The organism is Brevundimonas sp., from assembly GCF_016463295.1.
In the GTDB taxonomy this organism is placed as follows: Bacteria; Pseudomonadota; Alphaproteobacteria; order Caulobacterales; family Caulobacteraceae; genus Brevundimonas.
The window spans coordinates 16,451-38,041 of sequence record NZ_JAEMRO010000015.1; the positions used below are offsets into that span (position 1 = coordinate 16,451).

Annotated in this window: 17 protein-coding genes; 12 read left to right on the forward strand and 5 right to left on the reverse strand. The window is 66.0% G+C overall.

Annotation, left to right across the window (positions count from 1 at the left end; all coding sequences use genetic code 11):
- Positions 1 to 36: 36 nt before the first annotated feature.
- The 4 genes from JHC81_RS05705 (at position 37) to JHC81_RS05720 (ending at position 4,132) form a co-directional block, all read left to right on the forward strand.
- Entirely contained in the window at positions 37 to 1,395 is a 1,359-nt protein-coding gene (locus JHC81_RS05705) for an ATP-binding protein (protein ID WP_292171855.1), read from the forward strand.
- A 72-nt stretch (positions 1,396 to 1,467) separates the two neighbouring features.
- Positions 1,468 to 2,130: a DUF4893 domain-containing protein gene (locus tag JHC81_RS05710; protein ID WP_292171856.1), complete on the forward strand. Its 663-nt coding sequence runs from the start codon at positions 1,468 to 1,470 to the stop codon at positions 2,128 to 2,130.
- Positions 2,131 to 2,144: 14 nt separating this feature from the next.
- Positions 2,145 to 3,329 carry an NAD(P)/FAD-dependent oxidoreductase gene (locus tag JHC81_RS05715; RefSeq protein WP_292171889.1) on the forward strand — a complete coding sequence of 395 codons (1,185 nt, stop codon included), beginning with the start codon at positions 2,145 to 2,147 and terminating at the stop codon, positions 3,327 to 3,329.
- Between the two features lie 50 nt (positions 3,330 to 3,379).
- On the forward strand, positions 3,380 to 4,132 hold the full coding sequence (locus JHC81_RS05720) for a DUF4893 domain-containing protein (RefSeq protein ID WP_292171858.1): 753 nt from the start codon (positions 3,380 to 3,382) through the stop codon (positions 4,130 to 4,132).
- 3 nt (positions 4,133 to 4,135) lie between these two features.
- Here JHC81_RS05720 and JHC81_RS05725 read toward each other — a convergent pair whose 3' ends face one another.
- Positions 4,136 to 5,806, reverse strand: a complete 1,671-nt coding sequence (locus JHC81_RS05725) for a serine hydrolase (protein WP_292171861.1) — start codon at positions 5,804 to 5,806, stop codon at positions 4,136 to 4,138.
- A 234-nt stretch (positions 5,807 to 6,040) separates the two neighbouring features.
- On the opposite strand from JHC81_RS05725, the gene JHC81_RS05730 reads away from it, so the two are divergent.
- Positions 6,041 to 8,350 carry a TonB-dependent receptor gene (locus JHC81_RS05730; RefSeq protein ID WP_292171864.1) on the forward strand — a complete coding sequence of 770 codons (2,310 nt, stop codon included), beginning with the start codon at positions 6,041 to 6,043 and terminating at the stop codon, positions 8,348 to 8,350.
- Between the two features lie 19 nt (positions 8,351 to 8,369).
- On the opposite strand, the gene JHC81_RS05735 is transcribed toward JHC81_RS05730, so the two are convergent.
- Positions 8,370 to 9,011 carry a LysE family translocator gene (locus tag JHC81_RS05735; protein WP_292171865.1) on the reverse strand — a complete coding sequence of 214 codons (642 nt, stop codon included), beginning with the start codon at positions 9,009 to 9,011 and terminating at the stop codon, positions 8,370 to 8,372.
- 173 nt (positions 9,012 to 9,184) lie between these two features.
- Here JHC81_RS05735 and clpB point away from each other — a divergent pair, with 173 nt between their 5' ends.
- The 3 genes from clpB to JHC81_RS05750 all read left to right on the forward strand — a co-directional run bounded on the left by clpB (position 9,185) and on the right by JHC81_RS05750 (position 13,670).
- Entirely contained in the window at positions 9,185 to 11,773 is a 2,589-nt protein-coding gene (gene clpB, locus JHC81_RS05740; protein WP_292171892.1) for an ATP-dependent chaperone ClpB, read from the forward strand.
- A gap of 150 nt (positions 11,774 to 11,923) precedes the next feature.
- Positions 11,924 to 13,027 (forward strand): ParA family protein, encoded by a 1,104-nt coding sequence (locus tag JHC81_RS05745; protein ID WP_292171866.1) that lies wholly within the window; start codon positions 11,924 to 11,926, stop codon positions 13,025 to 13,027.
- Positions 13,020 to 13,670, forward strand: coding sequence for a RelA/SpoT domain-containing protein (locus JHC81_RS05750; protein WP_292171868.1), 651 nt, complete (start codon positions 13,020 to 13,022; stop codon positions 13,668 to 13,670). Before JHC81_RS05745 ends, JHC81_RS05750 begins: the two co-directional genes overlap by 8 nt.
- Before the next feature lie 128 nt (positions 13,671 to 13,798).
- Here JHC81_RS05750 and JHC81_RS05755 read toward each other — a convergent pair whose 3' ends face one another.
- Positions 13,799 to 14,155, reverse strand: coding sequence for a hypothetical protein (locus tag JHC81_RS05755; RefSeq protein ID WP_292171869.1), 357 nt, complete (start codon positions 14,153 to 14,155; stop codon positions 13,799 to 13,801).
- A 74-nt stretch (positions 14,156 to 14,229) separates the two neighbouring features.
- Between JHC81_RS05755 and JHC81_RS05760 the strand changes: the two genes are divergently transcribed.
- The 3 genes from JHC81_RS05760 (at position 14,230) to JHC81_RS05770 (ending at position 16,908) form a co-directional block, all read left to right on the forward strand.
- Positions 14,230 to 14,826, forward strand: coding sequence for a hypothetical protein (locus tag JHC81_RS05760; RefSeq protein WP_292171872.1), 597 nt, complete (start codon positions 14,230 to 14,232; stop codon positions 14,824 to 14,826).
- A gap of 107 nt (positions 14,827 to 14,933) precedes the next feature.
- A complete protein-coding gene (gene phaZ, locus JHC81_RS05765) occupies positions 14,934 to 16,214 on the forward strand; it encodes a polyhydroxyalkanoate depolymerase (RefSeq protein WP_292171875.1) in 1,281 nt (426 codons plus the stop codon).
- Positions 16,180 to 16,908, forward strand: coding sequence for a SprT family zinc-dependent metalloprotease (locus JHC81_RS05770; RefSeq protein ID WP_292171878.1), 729 nt, complete (start codon positions 16,180 to 16,182; stop codon positions 16,906 to 16,908). Before phaZ ends, JHC81_RS05770 begins: the two co-directional genes overlap by 35 nt.
- Here the strand turns inward: JHC81_RS05770 and JHC81_RS05775 are convergent.
- Positions 16,905 to 19,007 carry a PBP1A family penicillin-binding protein gene (locus JHC81_RS05775; RefSeq protein WP_292171881.1) on the reverse strand — a complete coding sequence of 701 codons (2,103 nt, stop codon included), beginning with the start codon at positions 19,005 to 19,007 and terminating at the stop codon, positions 16,905 to 16,907. The two genes, JHC81_RS05770 and JHC81_RS05775, sit on opposite strands and share 4 nt — an antisense overlap.
- 119 nt (positions 19,008 to 19,126) lie before the next feature.
- Positions 19,127 to 20,065, reverse strand: a complete 939-nt coding sequence (locus JHC81_RS05780; RefSeq protein WP_292171884.1) for an alpha/beta hydrolase — start codon at positions 20,063 to 20,065, stop codon at positions 19,127 to 19,129.
- 119 nt (positions 20,066 to 20,184) lie between these two features.
- On the opposite strand from JHC81_RS05780, the gene JHC81_RS05785 reads away from it, so the two are divergent.
- Positions 20,185 to 21,300 (forward strand): aromatic ring-hydroxylating dioxygenase subunit alpha, encoded by a 1,116-nt coding sequence (locus JHC81_RS05785; protein WP_292171886.1) that lies wholly within the window; start codon positions 20,185 to 20,187, stop codon positions 21,298 to 21,300.
- Positions 21,301 to 21,591: the final 291 nt, after the last annotated feature.

Consider the following 21,591-nt stretch of genomic DNA (forward strand, 5'->3'; position numbering starts at 1 on the left):
GCGTCATGGTTGCGGGCGTGAACGGAGGGGTGGGCGATGGAGTTGCTGCTTGTTCTGACGGCCATAGGGCTGACCGGCCTGCTGGGCGCGGTTCGGCTGGCCATGCGGGCCCGGGCCGAGGCGGTGCGGCTGCGGGCCATCAACAATGCGCTGGAATCGCGAGTGGCCGAGCGCACCCGATCGCTTCGCCAGGCTCTGGATGCCGCTGGCGATCAGGCCATGGCCCTGGCCGCCGCCAACCGCGCCCGCGCCGACTTCCTGGCAGGCATGAACCACGCCCTGCGAACCCCGCTGAACGCCGTCATCGGCTTCAGCGACCTGTTGACCCGAAATGCCGAGCACGAGCCGCTGACCCATAAGCAGGCACGGGCCGTGGCCGAAATCCGCATCGCGGGATCGCGTGTGCTGGGCCTGATCGACCGCATCCTGGACTTTGCCGACATCGAGGCGAGACCCGTCGCCGTCTCGGTAGCCCGGATCGATCCGCTGCTGATTGTCCGCCAGGTCGTCGAGGCTCTGCGGGTTCAGGCCACCGAGGCCGGTGTCACCATCCAGGCCCCCGCCGCCAGCCCCGGTTACACCCTTGCCGCCGATCCGGATCGGTTGCGCCAGATCCTCACCAACCTGCTGTCCAATGCCATCGACCACAACAGGCGCGGCGGAGCCGTCTTGATCGAGGTGCGCCGTGCCGACGATCGCATGACCCTGGCGGTTCATGACGACGGCCCGGGCATTGCACCGGAGCGGATGGCGGACCTGTTCCAGCCGTTCTGCCGTCTGATGCCCGGGGCGGATCGTCAGCAGCCGGACGAGCATGCGGCGATCGGCGTCGGCCTGGCGGTCGCTCGCCGTCTGGCCGAGGCCATGGGCGGCACCCTGACTGCCGCCAGCACACTGGGCGAGGGCTCCAGCTTCACCCTGACCCTGCCGGTGGCGATGGCCGCGTCGCCGGCGGCTTCAGGCTCTATGGATGAGGTGAGTGAGGCCGTCGATTTGTCGGCCCTGACCGTCCTCTACGTCGAGGACAACGCCGCCAACATCACCCTGATGCGCCATGTCATGGGCGCGCTCGGACCGTCACTGCATGTCGCCGAGACGGGTGCGGCGGGTGTGGCCCTGGCGCGTGATCTCCGACCCGACATCATCCTGCTGGACATCCATCTGCCCGACGTCGACGGCTTCGAGGTCAAGGCCCGCCTGGCCGAGGACGAACTGACCCGCGACCTGCCGGTCGTCGCCCTGACCGCCGGCTCGGGGCCCGCAGAGGCGCGGCGGGGCCACGACATGGGCTTTGCCGCCTGGCTGACCAAGCCCCTGGATATCGTCCTGTTGAACACGACCCTGCAGCAGGTGGCGGGGGCCAGGCCGCCGCCGCTGCGACGCCAGGCGGCCTGAATGCGGCCACGGCGCGGGTTGACGCCGGGCGGCGGGGGTGGCCCTTAGCGACTGTCTCGCCCGGGAGTGACCATGTCGCGTCGAACTCGATCCGCCCTGCTGCAGGCCATGGCCGCGACGGTCGTCACCGCCTGCGCGACGCCCGCACCACCGCCGCCGCCCGTTCCGCCTTTGCCGGGTCAGTCCAGCGACAGCGCGCTGCCCGACTGGCGCGGTATCGTGACCCGTTCCGACCGCAGTCGCTTCGACCGCCGCGACGCCGCCTGGCGCGACGCCCTGCGTCAGGCCCGCAGCCTGCCGGGCTCCGGCGACCTCGCCTCTACCGGAGCCCTGATCGATCCGGATGCCGGTATCGACGGCGTGACCCCGCCCGTCGGAAACTATCGCTGCCGCACCGTCAAACTGGGGTCTCAGGGAGGCGACGATGGGCTGGGCTACGTCGTCTATGGCTGGTTCGCCTGCCGCATCGAGCAGACGCCGAACGGCCTGAAGTTCATCAAGCGCACCGGCTCCCAGCGCCCCTCCGGCCTGCTGTTTCCGGAGAACGACCGCCAGATGGTCTTCCTCGGTTCGATGGCCCTGGCCGACGAACCGGCGGCCAATTCCTATGGTCAAACGCCCGACCGCGACATGATCGCCGTGATGGAGCGGATCGGCCCGGCCCGCTGGCGCCTGGTCATCCCCTGGCCCACTGCGGAGTCGAAACTGGACCTGATCGAACTGGTCCCCGCCTGAAGACCGTTCAGCACATCGCCGTCGTCGGGGCGGGCCCCTCCGGCCTGGCCTTCGCCCTCATGCAGGCGCGCGAAGGTCGCCGCGTCACCCTGTTCGAACGGTTCGAGGCGGCGGGGCCGGTCGGTGCGGGCTTCATGCTGCAACCCACCGGCCTGTCCGTCATGGACGACCTGGGCCTGACCCCGGCCATCACGCGACTGGCGCAACCCATCGACCACATCTTCGGGCGGGAGGCGCGTCGCGGCCGGGTGGTTCTGGACGTCCGTTACAGCGACCTGCATCGCCCGCGTCAGGCCCTGGGCGTCCACCGCGCCGCCCTATTTCAAGTTCTGCATGAAGCGGTGGTGGCGTCGGGTGTCGAGATCGTCACAGGCCGCCAGATGATCGCGGCCCACGCCGGTCGCCTGACCGACGGGGCGGGGCGTCAGACCTCTGCCTTCGATCTGATCGTGGACGCCTCCGGGGCCCGTTCGCGAATCGCGGCGGACCATGGCGCGCGGCCTCGCCCCCTCGCCTTCGGGGCCCTGTGGGGGACGGTGCCCTGGCCGGGGGCACCGTTCGACGAAACCGCGCTGCAACAGGTCTATCGCGGCGCGTCGAAGATGATCGGCGTCCTGCCCGTCGGCCGCCATCCGGGTTCGGACGATCGCCTGGCCACTTTCTTCTGGAGCCTGAAAACCCGGGACCATGCCGCCTGGCGTGCAAGCCGTCTGGAGCGATGGAAGGATGAGGTCCGCAGTCTCTGGCCCGAAACCGCCTCAATCCTCGAAGGTATCCACGACCCGGACCAGATGACCCTGGCCCGCTATGGGCACCACACTCTGTGGCGGCCCTTCGCTGACCGTCTGGCCATCATCGGCGATGCCGCCCATTCGACCAGCCCGCAGCTCGGTCAAGGCGTCAACATGGGTCTGCTGGACGCCCAGGCCCTGACGGTGGCCCTGCGCGACCGCGACGACCTGTCATCCGCGCTCGCGACCTACGCCCGCAGCCGCCGCCTTCATCTCAGCCTTTATCAGGCCCTCAGCCTCGGCTTCACACCCTTCTATCAGGCGGACGGCCGGCTGCGCCCGTGGATCCGCGACCACATTCTGGGCCATGTCGCCCGCCTTCCACTGGCCCCGCGCCTGCTGGCGGCGACCGTCGCGGGCCTGCTACTCGACCCTCGACGGGAGGGAATGGGTCGAACGCCGCGCTGAACCTCACCGGTTTCGAGCCGTTGATGACGGCGAACAGTCCGGAGTTGCCCATGCGTACCGTCCTCGCCGCCGCCTCGACCGCTCTTCTTCTGGCCGCTTGCGGCCAGGGCGCTGGCCCTTCTCAGGATGCTCCGCGCCCAGAGGATGCGTCCGGGTCAACCGATACTTCGACACAGCCCACCGGTGACGCGCCGCCCCTTTCGACTCCGGCTAGCCCACCCACTGCGACCGATACCACCTCGGCCGAGGGTGAGCAGGGCAGCACCGCCGACTGGCGGCAGGTCGTGAGCGCCGCCGATGCCGCCAATCTGTCCCGGCTGGACCAGGCCTGGCGCATGGCGCGCGCCGAGGCCGACGACAAGGGGTTCGCAGACGAGGTCACCGCCCTGGGGCCGCTCGTCGATCCCAATGCGGGTCAGGTAGGCCGCCTCCAGCCCGCACCGGGCACCTATCGTTGCCGCACCATCAAGATGGGGACCAAGAGCGAAGTTGGCCTCGCCTTTAATCCCTATGGCTATTTCCGATGCACGATCGAACTCACGCCCGGTGGCGACCTGATCCTGACCAAGATCACGGGTTCCCAGCGTACACGTGGCCTGCTCTATCCGGACACGGATCGTCGTCTGGTCTTCGTCGGAGCCCAGGCCTGGGGCATGGATGAGACCGGCTTTCCTCGCTACGGCCAGATGCCGGAACGCGACCAGGTCGGTGCCTTCGAGCGTATCGGCCCCAACCGCTGGCGCCTGGTCATCCCCTGGCCGCGCGTGGAATCGAAGCTGGAAATTCTCGAACTGGTGCGGTGACCGTCAGACCTTCGTCAGCCGCAGGTCGTGATAGTCATAGCTGAAGTCAGCGTCCGGACTGACGGCCTTCATCGTGGCCGAGACGGGCATGCCGTTCTCGAGCTTGAAGGTGATGAAGGCGTCCTCCTCGCGCTTGTCGATGAAACGAGTCCGCAGGGTGTCGCCGTCATAGGCTTCCAGCGGTCCGTTCAGCGCCGACGTGCGCGAGAACTTCAGCCCCAGTTGCCTGAACGCCGTCCGGCCGCGCGGACCTCGCACCATGGCCGAGCTCAGCGTGATCTCGATATCGCCATACCAAGGATCGCGCCATGTCCCGACATAGGCCTCCAGCGGCAGCGACGGCGGTGCCCCTGCCGCCTGTTTGGCATCAATCTCCGCGGCGGCGGCGATGGACTTGACGTCCCCCTCGGCGCGCAGGCGGGCGCTGTCGGCGATCCAGTCGAAGGCGGGGAAAGCCCGGTCCTGACCCAGGATGATGTCGATGATCCCGCTGCGCAGAGCCCTCAGCAGGAAACTCTCTTCCGCATTGGTGAAATAGGAAAAGCCGGTCATGCGCCCGGGCAGCAGGACGGTCCCGGAGATGTAACCGGGTGCCCCGCCACCGTGGGTGATCATCCGCTCGCCGCGATAGTCCATCACCTGCCAGCCCATGGCATAGGTGGCAGCGATCGCGCGTCCCGGCATGTCCGGCGTCGGCCCGCCCGAGTTGGAGATGATGATGTTGGGCTTCCACATCTCCTCGGCCCGCGCCTCGGCATACAGGCGCGTCCCGTCCGGCAGGGCACCCTTGTTCAACTGCACCGAAATCCACTTCGCCCAGTCCACGGGGTTGGTGACGAAGCCACCTGCTGCCCCGGCCGCAGTCCAGTTCCACACCTCCTGGATCGACTGGCCGATGACCTGGGTCTCGCCCTGATAGCGCAGCGGCGGCCCGATCCGGCCATGCGGCAGGGCCGAGACCGCCGGGTCCGCGCCCGCCATCACCGGCAGGGTCTCGGTCATGCCCAGACGGTCCAGGATGCGCGTCTGGACGAAATCCTCCCACGCCATGCCCGACGCCGCCGCGACGACCTCGCCCGCCACCACGAACATCAGGTTGCAGTAGTTGTAGCCGGCGCGGAACGCCCCCTCAATCGGCACATGCGGCACCGCCGCCATGATCTCCGCCCGCGTCCGGTCGCTGTTGGGCCAGAACAGCAGGTCGCCTGCGCCCAGGCCGAACCCGATCCGGTGACTGACCAGATCGCGCACCGTCACCATGTCGTTCAGTTCGGGCTTGGATAGCGCAAAGCCGGGCAGATAGGTCCGCACCGGCTCGTCCCACTTCACCTTGCCCTCATCCACCAGGATGGCCAGGGCCGCACAGGTCACCGCCTTGGTGTTGGAGGCAATGGCAAAGCGGGTGTGTTCGTCGATGGGCCGGGCATCACCCTTCCTGCGCACGCCATAGCCTCGGGTCAGGGCCGTTTGCCCGTCGGCAACCAGGGCCACCGACACCGCCGACTGATCCGGAAACGCCGCCATCGCCCGTTTGACGAACCCGTCGACCTGCTCGGCCAGTGACGCGCCGTCATGGGCCGCCGCCTGCGCCCAGGATCGCGCGGGCAGGATCGCGGCGGTGGCGGCACCCATGGAGGCGAACAGGGTGGTCCGGCGGGTGGGGCGTATGGACATCGACATCTCCGGCATGGGCTCGAACCAGACCTAGCCCGACAGCCTGGTCGACACCAGCGCCGCTGGCCTTTGGTCTGTTTGGATCAGCACAAGTATAGATGACCGTTCTGTAATGTTCGGCCTTGTCTTTTCCTGCCCTGATCATGACGAAGAAGTAACTCGCAACGCGGTCAAGGACGCTTTACGTCAGCCGCAATGACACCGTGTTACGTGACCGGTGCGAGGGGATTTCTCATGACGTCGTTCAAATTCCTGCTGCTGGCCGGCACGGCCCTGGCGGCTTCGTCGGGCGTAGCCGTCGCCCAGACCGCGCCTGCGCCCCAGGCTCAGACTCAGACCCAACAGCGCCCTGCCGCCCAGACGCCTGCCCAGACGCCTGCTCCCGCAACCAGCCAGACGCCGGCGCCTCAGCAGGCCCCGGCACCGGCTGAGGAGGAAAAGGAAGATGAGGCCTCGGCCCTGTCCGAGGTCGTCGTCACCGCCCGCCCGAACGAGGTCCGCACCTCCATCGATTCCACCAGCTACAGCCTGGCCAACGATCTGCAGGCGACCACCGGCACCCTGGCCGACGCGCTGCGCAATGTGCCGTCGGTCGAGGTCGATCCCGACGGCAACGTCAGCCTGCGCGGCGACAGCAATGTCACCATTCTGGTCGACGGTCGCCCCTCGACCCAGTTCAACGGCCCCAGCCGCGGCCAGATGATCCAGCAAATCCCGGCAGACCAGTATGCCCGCGTCGAGGTCATGACCAACCCGTCCGCCGCCTACAGCCCCGAGGGCTCCGGCGGGGTCATCAACCTGATCACCAAGCCCACAACCGTCCGCCCGAGCCAGACCACCACCGGCTCCATCCGCGCCAACATCGGCGATGCCGGGCGTTACAACCTGGGGGCCAGCGTCGCCCATGTGAACGGCAAGCTGACCCTGTCGGCCGACGCCGGCGTGCGCCATGACGGCTATGTCGCCGAGGTGAACCGCCTGCGCGAGCGGCTGGACACCGGTTCGAACCAGTTCCTGGAATCGCGCACGACGTCCCAGGTCGATGGCGCATCCGACAATTTCTACGTCCGCCTGGCCGCCGAATACAATCTGGATACTCAGACCCAGCTGGTGGCCGAGCTGCGCCACACCGATGTCGACGCCGGTGGCGATTCCGTCGAACTGTTCGAGGCGGATGCCGCCGGCGGAGGGCTCGCCTCCAGCTATCGCCGCACATCCGACGGCGGTTTCGAGGGTCAGTTCTCGGGTGCGACCGCGCGCGTCGTCCGCCGTTTCGGCAGCGAGCCCGGCCACGACTGGACCAATGAGATCCGCTACGATCGCAACCGGTTCCAGTTCGGCGGCGACACCTTCACGGACCAGATCTTCCCCGCCGCCACGCCCTTCTTCGAACTGATCGACAACCAGAACGAACAGGACCAGATCGGCATCACCAGCGCCTATGTCCGCCCCATGTCCAACGGCGGGCGCCTGCGGCTGGGCTATGAGCTGCAAGCGACCATGCTGGAGCTGGACAATTCGGTGGCCCGCGGCACCGACCGGGCGGCCCTGACGCCGGACCCGACCGTGTCCAACATGTTCAACGTCGACCAGACGGTGCACGCCGTCTACGCCACCTATGAGCGGCCGTTCGGCGAGAAGCTGTCTGCCCAGTTCGGCCTGCGGCTGGAACAGGCCAATCTGGACCTGGATCAGATCACCTCCAACATCCAGACGTCCCAGGACTATTTCCGTGCCTATCCGACCGGCCACGTCTCCTATCAGCTGGACGACACCCAGACCCTGCGCGCCAGCTACAGCCGCCGCATCCAGCGGCCTCAGCCCGGCGATCTGAACCCCTTCCTGACCTATGGTGACCTGCAGAACGTCCGCTCGGGCAACCCCGACCTGCTGCCCCAGGAAACCGACTCCTTCGAGTTCAGTTGGCAGAAGCGGGTGCAGCAGACCTTCTATCAGGCCACCCTCTACTATCGCGACACCCAGGACGCCTTCACCCAGGTGACCAGCGACATCGGCAACAATGTCTTCCTGACCCGTCCCGAAAACCTGGGCTCCAGCCGCTCGACGGGTCTGGAACTGGTGGCCAACGGGGCCCTGCACCCGACCCTGCGCTACAACGCCAGCGTCAATGTCTATCGTCAGGAGATCGACGCGGCGGGCATCCCCGGCGGCGTGGATTCCGAGGGCGAAAGCGTTTCGGGCCGCCTGTCCCTGAACTGGCAGCCGACCCAGGCCGACTTCGTCCAGCTGTCTGGCATCTGGACCGGCGATCAGCTGCTGGCCCAAGGCACGCGGGAGCAGTCGACGCTGGTCAACTTCGGCTACCGCCGCAAGCTCAGCCAGGACTGGTCCCTGCAGATGACGGTGCGCGACGTGTTCGACGACTTCGGCTCGACCACCACCCTGTCGACCCCGACCTTCCGGGACCGGACGGACCAGACCTTCGGCGGGCGCGCGGCCTATATCGGCCTGACCTGGAATTTCGGCGGCGGCCAGCGTCGTCCCGAACAGTTCGACTTCGCCCCGCCCGCCACGGGGGGCTGACGTCAGCCGGGCGCGGGCCTCAGGTCCGCGTCTCCCAGGCCAGCCAGGCGGCGACCACGACCAAGCCCCCGGCCATGACCGCGCGCATGGCGGGTCCCTGCATCCGCCGCAGGATCACCCCTGCCGCACCGGCGCCGCCCAGCACGATCAGGCTGTGCACCAGCACGGCCACGGCCAGATGCAGGCTGCCCAGCGTCAGGGCCTGCGTCAGGGGCGCGCCGTGCCCCGGCCGCATGAAGGTCGGCAGCAGCGCCACATAGAAGACCGCCGCCTTGGGGTTCAGCAGATTGCCCGCCAGACCGCGCAGGAAAAGCCCGCGCAGGGTCCGCACGTCCGGGTTCGAATCGGTGGCTTCCGCCTCGCGCCAGGCCTCCCACGCCAGCCACAGCAGGAACAGCACCCCCGCCCAGCGCAGGGCCTGATACAGCGGCGGCCAGGCGGCAAAGACCTGCGTCAGACCAAAGGCCGCCGCCACCATCCATATCGCCAGCCCCAGCGTCACCCCCGCCACCGCCGCGAACCCGGCCAGCCGCCCGCGCGCCACCGACACCAGCGCCAGCCACCCCATGTTCGGCCCCGGAGTCAGCTCGATCAGGGCCACGGCCAGCAGGAAGGGGCCGATGACGGCCGGGTCGACGGGCCATGCGGAATGCGGGATCACGGGCGGCCTCCTCTGGCGATCAGCCTAGGCTGCGCCCGTCCGCCGCGACAGTCCCGATCGTGACCTGCGCCGCCCCCTTGTGTGACCCGATCGTCACACCCACCTCGATCACAGCGGCGCGTCGCTCGATGGAGGGCGGGCCGGACCACATCCGCCTGTCCAAGGGGACCCACATGAACCTCGACCTCTATTCCGACCGCGCCAAACAGGCCGTCCAGTCGGCCCAAAGCCTGGCCCTCGCCCGCCGTCACCAGCAGTTCGCGCCCGAACATCTGCTCAAGGTGCTGCTGGAAGAGCGCGACGGCTTGGCCCGCAATCTGATCACCTCAGCCGGCGGCGACGCCGCCAGGGCCGAGGCCGCGACCGAGACCGCCCTGAAAAAGCGCGCCCAGGTCGAGGGTGGCAGCGGCCAGCTCTATCTGGACGGCGACACCGCCCGCGTCTTCGCGGCCGCGGAGGAAGCCTCCAAAAAGGCCGGCGACGCCTTCGTCACCACCGAACGCCTGCTCAGCGCCATCGCACGCGAGGGCGGCACGGCGCGCGAGATCCTGAAATCCGTGGGTGCCACGCCTGACAAGCTGGACGCCGCCATCGCCGACATCCGCAAGGGTAAGACCGCCGACTCAGCCGGGGCCGAGGACGGCTATGACGCCCTGAAACGCTATGCCCGCGACCTGACCCTGGCCGCCGCCGACGGCAAGATCGACCCCGTCATCGGCCGCGACGAGGAGATCCGCCGCACCATCCAGGTCCTGGCGCGGAGGACCAAGAACAACCCCGTCCTGATCGGCGAACCCGGCGTCGGCAAGACCGCCATCGTCGAGGGCCTGGCCCTGCGCATCCTCAACGGGGACGTGCCCGAGAGCCTGCGCGACAAGACCGTCATGGCGCTGGACATGGGCAGCCTGATCGCAGGCGCGAAGTATCGCGGCGAGTTCGAGGAGCGTCTGAAATCCGTCCTGGCCGAAGTCACGGCGGCGGAAGGCCAGATCATCCTCTTCATCGACGAGATGCACACCCTGGTCGGCGCCGGAAAGGGCGACGGGGCCATGGACGCCTCCAACCTGCTGAAACCCGCCCTGGCGCGCGGCGAGCTGCACTGCGTCGGGGCCACGACGCTGGACGAGTACCGGAAGTATATCGAGAAGGACGCGGCCCTGGCCCGGCGCTTCCAGTCGGTCTTCATCGACGAGCCGACGGTCGAGGACACGGTCTCGATCCTCCGTGGCCTGAAAGAGAAGTACGAGGTCCACCACGGCGTGCGCATCAGTGACAGCGCCATCGTCGCCGCCGCCACCCTGTCCAACCGCTACATCACCGACCGCTTCCTGCCGGACAAGGCCATCGACCTGATCGACGAGGCGGGCAGCCGCGTCCGCATGGCCGTCGATTCCAAGCCCGAGAGCCTGGACGAAATCGACCGCCGCCTGGTCCAGCTCAAGATCGAGCGCGAGGCCCTGAAGAAGGAAACCGACAGCGCCTCCAAGCAGCGGCTGGAAAAACTCGACGACGAGATCGACGACCTCCAGACCCAGTCCGACGACCTGACCGCCCGCTGGAAGGCGGAAAAGGACAAGGTCGGTCAGGGGGCCCAGCTGCGCGAGACCCTGGACCGCCTGCGCGCCGACCTGGCCCTGGCCCAGCGCAACGGCGACCTGGCCCGTGCGTCGGAGATCGCCTACGGCCAGATCCCCGGCATCGAGAAACAGCTGGCCGAGGCGGAAGAGAACGAGGCCGACAAGTCCGGCCCCCTGACGCCAGAGGTCGTCGACGCCGAACAGATCGCCGCCGTCGTCAGCCGCTGGACCGGCGTCCCCGTCGAAAAGATGCTCGAGGGCGAGCGCGAGAAGCTGCTGTCGATGGAGGATGCTCTGCGTCACCGCGTCGTCGGCCAGGATGCGGCGCTGGAGGCCGTCTCCGATGCCGTCCGCCGCGCCCGCGCCGGCCTGAACGACCCCAACCGCCCGCTCGGCTCCTTCCTGTTCCTGGGCCCGACCGGCGTGGGCAAGACCGAGCTGACCAAGGCGCTCGCCGCCTTCCTGTTCGACGACGAGGCCGCCATCACCCGCATGGACATGTCCGAATACATGGAGAAACACTCGGTCAGCCGCCTGATCGGCGCCCCTCCCGGCTATGTCGGCTATGACGAGGGCGGCGCCCTGACCGAGGCGGTGCGCCGCCGCCCCTATCAGGTCGTCCTGTTCGACGAGGTCGAAAAGGCCCACCCCGACGTGTTCAACGTGCTCCTGCAAGTGCTCGACGACGGCCGCCTGACAGACGGGCAAGGAAGGGTCATCGACTTCAAGAACACCCTGATCATCATGACCTCCAACCTGGGGTCGGAGGCCCTCGCCGGTCAGGCCGAGGGTGACGACGTTGAAAGCGTGCGCCCCTATGTCATGGACCAGGTCCGCGCCCACTTCCGGCCCGAGTTCCTGAACCGCATCGACGAGATCATCCTGTTCCGCCGCCTCGGCCGCGAACAGATGGGCGGCATCGTCCGTATCCAGCTGGCCCGGTTCGAAAAACTCCTGGCCGACCGCCGCCTGACCCTGGCGCTCGACGACACCGCCACCGCCTGGCTCGCCGACCGCGGCTACGACCCCGTCTACGGGGCCCGCCCGCTGAAGCGCGTCATCCAGAAGGACCTGGTCGACCCGATCGCGAGGAAACTGCTGGCCGGAGAGATCGAGGACGGGTCGGTGATCGCCGTGTCAGCGGGGGCGGACGGAATGGATATCGGGAAGGCACGGGTGCATTAGGGCAAGACGCGCCATCATAAGCTCAAGCAGGGGCTTGAGAAAATTCGCTTTCAGCATGCAATAGTTAGGACGACAAAACGTGACCGAATCGCTCGTTGAAATCCAACGACATCGCGCCGAGGTTGCTTTGACAACATTCAGGGCGAAAAAGTGAAAATAGTCACAATTTTCAATAACAAAGGCGGTGTTGGCAAGACAACACTGAGCTTCCACTTGGCCCATGCCCTAGGAGAGATGGGAAAAAAGGTGCTGATGATTGACCTCGATCCTCAGTGCAATCTGACGATATATTCGCTTTCAATGGAAGATGTTCACAAAGTATGGGCTCCAGAAGACGCTTTTATCGATGATTTCCAATCGGCCAGAAACAGCATATCAACACAAGAGTTTGACCGTCTTGTTGATGATTTGAGGTCCGTACACTTTATTCTAAAACCCACAGAAGATGGTACCGCAGAACTCGATCAACTTCCTCAGCCTATAGAGCTTGGAAAAGGCGTCGATTTGATACCAGGCAGGCTTACGTTACATTTGTATGAGGCTAAGGTAGGAGAAAGGTGGAGCGGTGTTTATCAAGGTGATCCCTTATCGATCAGAACCGCAACTCGTATTCGTTCAGTTGCACGTGAGTACGCCGATAGATACGGTTACGACTATGTGTTGTTTGATACATCACCCAGCCTAGGCGCTCTAAATAAAAGCCTTCTCTCTTTGGCAGATGGGTTCATCATACCGTGCTCGCCTGATCTTTTTTCTCTGTATGGAATCCGAAATATCGGTAGCGCTTTAAAGACTTGGCGGTCTCAGTTCGAGACGATTTTCCACTTTCTTTCTGATTCCAAGCGCAGTGAGTTTCCATCACGCTTTGTAGAATTTTTGGGTTATACGATCTACAATGCAAAAAAATACAGTGGTTCTGGTAATTCTTTGAACATCGCTCAAGCCCATTTTCACTACGCCGAAAGAATCCCGGAAACTATCGAAACTTATATCGCCGAAAGCAGCAGAACCAAGGTTGGTATGCCAACTCTTAGAAAGGCTATTGGCGGTATGTCTGTGATACACACTCACAATACACTTCCAAGCATGGCCCAAAAATATACAGAGCCAATGTGGAAGCTGCCTAGTCTTATTGTCGAGCCCGAAGACAGAAATACGATTATGGGTAATCGAAAAATCTACGAAGACACGAAGGCGGCGTATATTGAGTTCGCCGAGGATTTCGTCAGGCGGGCAGAGGCGCTCGATGACTGAAGCCGCAATTGAACTTTATAACGATTACAAGCACGACTTTCGCATATTTATGGATGGCGTTGTTGGTTACATTGGTGCGCACCCCAAGCTCGTAGGAAAGGGTGGTGCAGTTCACTCTACTCGACATCGCTTAAAGGATGCCGACAGCCTCAGACATAAAATCGCGAGGAAGGCGGCCGAGGGCCGAACCGTTGACGAGACAAACATATTCGACGAGATTACGGATCTAGCGGGTGTGCGTGTGCTTCATTTATTTCAGCACAGCTTTGCCGAGATAGATGCAGTAATTCGCTCGAGAGTACAATCTGGTGACTGGTGCCTGGGCGAGAAACCGCGAGCCTACACATGGGACCCGGAAGCTGCTGCGTTCTTTTCGAACTTTGACGTAGACGTGAGACATAAGCCGACGTCCTATACCAGCGTGCACTATCTTCTAAAGCCGAGAGCAGACTCGCTTGTGTGCTGTGAAGTTCAAGTACGAACTCTCTTCGAAGAGATCTGGGGTGAAGTTGATCACCAGATGAATTACCCTGATCCTACTGATAGCTTGGCATGCCGCGAGCAGATTTTAGTCCTTTCAAAGTTAGTGGGTGCCGGCAGCCGCCTTTTGGACGCGCTTCATCGCGTGAAGTCTGAAATATAAACCAACTGCAAGGTAGATTTCGCTAGCCCGGTGCAGGCCGGCTAGCTGCGTCCTTCGGCGCTAGCCGTTGCGGGGGCGGGATGTGGCTGTTGTCGTATGTCAGGCGTCCCGTGGTAACGACATCCTCCTCAATCCCCCAGCACAGGCATCACCTCCACCCCGTCACAGACGAAGATCGACATGTGCGGATGGTCGTCGAACAGGCGGACGGCGGCCTCGTGCGAGGGGGCCTTTACCACCATGAAGACGGTCAGCAGATTGACCATGTCGGTCACCGCGCCCGCATCGGATATCCGCTTGGTCGGCCCCAGCGGCCCGCCGACATACAGGATGTGGTCGCTGTGCGCCTCTTCCCACGCCCTGACGGCGGCGACGCCGCGGGCGGCGGTCTCGTCCTGCTCTTCCTTCGTCATCGCGCGCCAGGCCGCCCATTTCGGCCCGGCCTTGTCGGAGGTGAAGACGGCCAGATAGCGGGCGTCGGGCATGGGGGTCTCCGTGGCTTTGCATCCGCTTTGTATCATGGGACGTTGATGGGCGAACCGACACGAAAGGCCCTGCCATGATCCGCTCTGCCCTGTCCGTTTCCCTCCTCCCGATGCTGGCCCTCGCGCTCGCCGCCTGTGGCCAGCCCGAGACGCCCGAGCCCGCGACCCCGGTGGCCCCGGCAGCGACCGCTCCCGCCGCCACGCTGCCAGCCGCCTCACAGGCCGCGCCCGCCGGGCTGGAGGCAGCCCTGCGCGGCCTGCACGCCGACGATGGGGCCCTGACCTATGCCCATGCGTCCGTCGATCTGAACGGCGATGGCTCCGACGAGGTCCTGGCCTATGTCATGGGGCCGATGGTCTGCGGCTCGGGCGGGTGCAACCTGTATGTGCTGGCGCAAGAGGGCCAAGATGGGGGCGAGGGCTGGCGCGTTGTCACCCGCACCAGCGTGACCCAGACGCCCGTCGGCGTCCTGACCACCTCGACCAACGGCTGGCGCGACCTGGCCGTCTCCATCGGCGGCGGAGGGGGCCAGGCCGGCTGGGTGCGCCTGACCTATGACGGCCGGACCTATCCGACCAACCCCACCGCGCCGCCCGCCACGCCCCTGGAGGGCCAGCCCGACGTCACGACCCTGATCGCGTCCGAACCCGACGCCCGCCCGCTGCCCTGATCGGGGCGACCACAAGCGCGTGATCGGCGCTAATGATTTTGCAGTGCGGCGCACTATATGCTGCTGTGCCGTATCGTGACCGTTCGCGGTCGCCGACCAGGATCGACATGCTGTATTCGCTGCACGAGCTCGCCTACGCCTCCGCCTCGCCGTTCCGGATCGGGGCCCAGATGGCCCGGACCTTCTGGTCGTCGCCGCTGAACCCCGCCGCGGACACAGCCATCGGCCGCACCGCCTTCGCCTCGGCCGAGCTGTTCGAGAGCGTGACGCGCCGCTATGGCAAGCCGGACTGGCGGCTGGACACCATCACCGTCGACGGCCATCCGATCCGCACGACCCAGCAGGTCATCTGGTCCTCGCCTTGGTGCCGCCTGATCCGGTTCGCGCGCAACATCGGCGATCTGAAGCGGGCGAAGAAGCCGGTCGCCGCCCCGTCGGTGCTGATCGTCGCGCCGCTGTCGGGCCACTATGCCACCCTGCTGCGCGGCACGGTCGAGGGCTTCCTTCAGGACCACGACGTCTATGTCACCGACTGGTCCAACGCCCGTCAGGTGCCGATGCTGGAGGGGCGGTTCGACTTCTTCGACTATATCGACCACGTCCGCGACATGCTGGCGGCCATCGGGCCGCGCGCCCATGTGGTCGGCGTCTGCCAGCCCGGCCCGCCGGTTCTGGCCGCCTGCGCCCTGATGGCCGAGGACGAGGACCCGAACCGGCCCGCCTCCATGACCTTCATGGGCTCGCCCATCGATGCGCGCCTGTCGCCGACGGTGACCAATGAACTGGCCGAGGCCAAGCCCTTCACCTGGTTCCAGTCGAACATGATCCACACCGTGCCCTGGCCCTATCCGGGGTTCGGGCGGCGCGTCTATCCGGGCTTCGTCCAGCTCTACAGCTTCATGTTGATGAACGAGGACAAGCATATCGACGCCCATCACCGCTATTTCCAGGACCTGGTCTCGGGCGACGGCGACGGGGTGGAGAAGCACGAGGAATTCTACGACGAATATCTGTCGGTGCTGGACCTGTCGGAGGAGTTCTACCTCCAGACTATCGACATCGTCTTCCAGCAGCATCTGCTGCCGCGCGGTCTGCTGGAACATCGCGGGCGCAAGGTCGATCTGACGAAGATCACGGACATCGCCCTGATGACCGTCGAGGGGGCCAAGGATGACATCTCCGGTGTCGGCCAGACCCAGGCGGCGCATGGTCTGTGCACGCGCCTGACGGACGAGCAGCGCGTGCTGTATGTCCATCCCGATGTCGGCCACTATGGCGTCTTCAACGGTCGCCGGTTCCGCGACGACATCTATCCCCGCGTCCGCGACTTCATCGCGGCCCATGAGGTGGCCAGTGCAGTACCGGAACGGTCAGCGGCTGCCGCCTGAGGCGCTTGGCGTCGCCGCCCGCCTGTCGGTCAATCCCCGCGCCCGCCGCCTGTCGATCCGCATCGACGGACGGGCGGGCGAGGCGGTCCTGATCGCGCCCAGCGAGCGTAAACTGGGCGAGGTCGTGGCCTTCGCCCGCACCAAGACCGACTGGATCCTGGATCGCCTGGCCCAGCGTCAGCCCGGGACCCCGATCGTGCCCGGTGCTGTCCTGCCCCTTTTCGATCGCCCGACCCGACTGCTGGCTGTTGCCGGTGCCGGGGCCGCGCGCCTGACCGAAGATGCCGAGGGCCCGGTCATCCTGTCCGGCGGCGAAGGCGAGGCCTTTGCCCGCCGTGTCGAGAACCTGTTCAAACGCATCGCCCGCGACACGCTTCAGGCCCGCACGGACGTGCATCTTAAGACGCTCGGTCCCAAGGCCGGGCGGGGTCCGGTGAAGATCTCCATCGCCGACCCCAGGTCCCGCTGGGGCTCCTGCAGCCCGCACAACCGCACCATTCGCTACAGCTGGCGGGTCATCATGGCCCCGCATGCGGTGGTCGATTACCTGGCCGCCCACGAGGTGGCCCATCTCGTCCACGCCGACCACAGCCCGGCCTACTGGTCCGTCGTCCACGACCTGATCGGCGACCATCGCCCCTACCGCCGCTGGCTCAAGGATAATGGCGCGGCCCTCCACGCCGTGGGGCGCTAGAAGAACAGCGGCTCGCGGCTTCGTTCCGGCTGTCGGTCGTCCGGTCGTTGCGGCTGCGGCGCTGTGGGACGGACGACAGCGGGCTCGCGGCGCGGCGTTTCCTGATTGCCCTGGGCCGGAGGCGTGGACGGCTCCTCGTACAGACCCTCGTCCGTCTCCGCCGGCGGATTGTCGCCATAGGGATCGCCAATCTCTTCCAGCATCTGGCCGATGGGCGTCGGCGGCTGCCAGCCTTCGGGCATGGCGGGGCCGTCCGGAATGGCCGGGGCGTTCAGGCGCGGCAGGGCCGCCTCCATGAAGCCGCGCCAGATGGCGGCGGGGGACGAGCCGCCCGTGATGCCGCGCATGGCCGTATTGTCGTCCTTGCCGACCCAGACGGCGGTGACGAAGCCGCCCGTATAGCCGACGAACCAGGCGTCCTTGTAGTCCGAGGTCGTCCCCGTCTTGCCCGCGATATCGCGCCCCGCGATCCCCGCCGACCGACCCGAGCCGGAGGTGACGACGCCGCGCAGCATCTGGTTCTGGTAATAGAGGAAGGGGTTGGAGATGGCCTGCACCGGCGCGCCCTGACGCGCGTCGCGCTGATAGATCACCCGGCCTTGCGGCGTGCGGATGCGGCTGATGCCGTAAGCACTGACCCGGCGCCCGCCATTGGCGAAGGCGTCATAGGCCTGGGCCATTTCCAGCGGACTGACCTCGACGGCCCCAAGGGCCATCGCCGGCTCCAGCCCGATCCGGCTGGTGATGCCCAGGCGGCGCGCGGCGCGGGCGACGTTGTCGCGCCCGATCTGGTCCGCGATGCCGGCGGCCACCGTATTGGTCGACTGGGCCACCGCATTGGCCAGGGTCGTCTCGCCGATGAAGTTGCCGGAATAGTTGCGCGGCGACCAATTGCCGATGGTGATCGGCTGATCCACGACGCGGCTCTCGGGCGTATAGCCCGCTTCCAGCGCGGCCAGATAGACGAAGGGTTTGAAGGCCGAGCCCGCCTGACGCCGCGCCTCGGTCGCCCGGTTGAACTGGCTGTCGGCATAGGACGCGCCGCCGATCATGGCCCGCACCCGCCCGTCGCCGTCCAGGGCGACCAAGGCCGCCTGTTCGACGCCCTTGCCTTCGTCGCGGTCCAGGATGCGCCGCACGGCCCGCTCGGCCGAGGTCTGCAGCGTCAGGTCCAGCGTGGTCTCCACCACCAGGTCCTCGGTCGGTTCGCCGACCAGTTCGCGGATCTGGCGATCCAGCCAGTCGACGAAATACTGGGCATGCTGGGTCGCCAGGGTGCGCGAGACCCGCACCGGCGTGGCGGCGGCGGCATCGCGCTGCTCCACCGTGATCACGCCCGCCTCGACCATTTCGTTCAGCACGACCGTGGCCCGCCCGGCCGCCCGCTCGCTCTCGGACACGGGTGAATAGCGCGACGGCGCCTTCAGCAGACCGGCCAGAAGCGCGGCCTCGCCGACCGTCAGGTCCTTGGCTCCCTTGTCGAAATAGCGCTGCGACGCCGCCTCGATGCCATAAGCCCCCGCACCGAAATAGACGCGGTTCAGATAGAGGGCCAGGATCTCCTTCTTGGAGAATTTCATCTCCAGCCAGACGGCCAGCATCAGCTCCTGAACCTTGCGCTTCATGTTCTGATCAGGCGACAGGAACAGGTTCTTGGCCAGCTGCTGCGTCAGGGTCGAGCCACCCTGGACCACGCGCCCGGCGCGGATGTTGGCCACCATGGCCCGGCTCATGCCGATGGGGTCGAAGCCGGGATGGCCATAGAAGCGCCGGTCCTCGATCGCCACGAAGGCGGCGGGCACATAGTCGGGCAGGCTGTCCAGATCGGCGGGCGGGGCCATCTGGGTGCCCCGCACCGCGATCAGCGCGCCGTTGCGATCCAGATAGGTGATCGAGGGCTGGCGATCGACATTGTAAAGGCTGGCCGTGCTGGGCAGGTCGCGCGCAAAGACGGCGAAGAAGACCACCAGGAAGATCAGCGCCCAGACCGCCAGAACCGCGCTCCAGTAGAAGAAGCGCTTCCATCCGGTCCGCTTCGGCTTGCGGCCGTCGGGGGCAGGACTGGACTCATTACCGAAACGCGCGCCTGAACCCGCCATTGCAACCCTCATCAAGCCGATGCCCGGTCATAGCGGGTCGTGCGGCATACGGAAACGGTGCCCCCCGTTTCACACGATCGTGAGCACCGTTTCCGCCGAAAGCATGGCCGTTCGAAGGGCTATTCTAAAAACGCGTTCACCTCGGCCAGGAAGCGCTCCGGCTGATCCAGCATGATGAAATGGGCGCTGTCGTCGATCCGCTTCAGCGTGACCCCGGGCAGGGTGGCGAAGGAGGCGGCGTAGATGCCGTCCGTCATTTCATCGGTCATGCGGGCGTCGTTGAACTTGACGTACAGCACCTCGGTCGGGGCCGTGATCCGCGCCAGTTCGGGACGCAGATCCGTGGTGATCAGCTCGCGCATTGAGGCGGCGGCCACATTCTGATCGCTGGTCACGCTGTCCTGGATCGGGCCGGCCCGCGCCGCCTCGGTATTGATCATTCCGGCGATGGTCTGGGCGGCCTGGGCCTGCCAGGCCTCGGGCGGCGAGCTGCGCATGCCGTTGGCGACCATGTCGGCCATGGGCTGAACGCTCTGGGCCGTCGCCTGGGGTCCGCCGAACATGGCTCCCATGAAGGGGATCATGTCCACGACCATCAGCTTGCCGACCAGCGTCGGCTGACGCGCCGCCAGCATCATGGCAATGGTGCCGCCCATCGAGTGGCCGATGACTACCGGCTTGTCGAGCTGTTCCTGACGGATGTAGCGGGCCAGGTCGGCGGCGACCGGCGTGGCCACCAGTCCTTGCGCATTGTCCTCGGCCGGCGCACCCGCAAAGCCCTGAACATGGATGCGGTGGATGCGATAGCGGTCCTTCAGGGCCTCGGTCAGCCCGTCCCACACCTCTGGCGACGACGACAGGCCGGGGATCAGGATGATGTCGCCGATCGGCTGTTGTGGTCCGTCGACGCGGACATGGAAACGACCGGATTCGAAATCGGCATGCTGATGGCCGTGGTCGGCACCGGCGTGACCGGCATGGTCGGCGTGCTGGGCCAGGGCAGGGGTGGCCGCGGTCGCCAGAATGGCGGCGGCGACAAAGGCTAGGGTTCTGTTCATGCGTGTTGTCCTCCCGACGATGACCGCTCAATACCACTTCACTTTATGATGTAAAGTGCTTTCTTTGTCGCGCGACGCTGACAGGCGACAAGCGCGATGAAGCCCAATACGATGGCGGCATGCCCGCCGATACCGCTGATCTCTCCGCCACCGCCCGACCTTCGCCCGCGCCCACGGCCTTCGGCAAGGGGTTCGTGCTGGACACCTGGTATTTCGTCGCCCTGTCCCGCGAGGTGAAGCCCGGCGACATGAAGCGGCACGAACTGCTGGGAGAACCCGTCCTGATCGGTCGGACCAAGGCGGGCCAGGTCTATGGCATGCGCGACATCTGCCCGCACCGGGCCGCACCCCTGTCGGCGGGCCGCTTGGTCGACAAGCCCGGCGAGGGCGAGACGATCGAGTGCTGCTATCACGGCTGGCGCTTCCGCCCCGACGGCGTCTGTGCCGCCATCCCGTCCCTGGTCGAGGATCAGGCCTATGAGCCCGAGCGCATCCGCGTCCGATCCTATCCGGTCCGCGAAAGCCAGGGGATGATCTTCGTCTGGATGACGTCCGATCCGCGCAGTCCCGCAGAGCCGGATCACGAACCGCCCGTCTTTCCCGGCGTCGTCGGCGGCGAGGCGCGGCTGGTTGAGGCGATGGATTTCGACAGCCATATCGACCACGCCGTCGTCGGCCTGATGGACCCCGCCCACGGCCCCTATGTGCATCAGCAATGGTGGTGGCGCTCCGAGCATTCGATGCACGAAAAGTCCAAGGCCTTCGAGCCGCGCGATCTGGGGTTTGCCATGGTCCGCCACGCGCCGTCATCGAACAGTCGGGCCTACAAGATCCTGGGCGGCGCTCCGGCGACCGAAATCACCTTCCGCCTGCCCGGCTATCGCTGGGAGCATATCCAGGTGGGGGAAAAACAGGTCCTGGCCCTGACCTGCCTGACGCCGGTGACCGAGACGAAGACCCGCATCACCCAGATCTTCTGGTCCGACCACTGGGTGTTCGGCATCGCCAAACCCTTCCTGCGCCAGGGCGTACGCGCCTTCCTGAAACAGGACGGGGGCATGGTGAACCTGCAGAACGAGGGGCTGCGCTATGATCCGGCCCTGATCTGGATCGACGACGCCGACAAACAGGCCAAATGGTACCAGCAGTTGAAGCGCGAATGGATCAAGAGCCGCGCCGAGCAGCGGCCATTCGCCAACCCGGTGAAGCCCGCGATCCTGCGCTGGAAGAGCTGAAACCCCCGCCGCTCAGGCAGCACATCGGGGTCTGGGTCGGTAGCGCCCAAATCTGCGCTCAAGCAGCGAGACGCCGCGCGTCGAGCGGTAGCGCCCTGAAACAAAAAACCCGCCGGCGAACCGGCGGGTCTTTCGATTACTGTCGGGCTAGCTGCCCCGCCAGGATCAGGTCCATCTGCTTGCGCGTATGGGCCGTCAGCTCTTCCATCCCCCAGCCGTCGTAGGCGGCGAAGCGATAGTTGGCCATGTACAGTTCCCAGATCATGCGGGTCATCAGCGTCACGTCGACGT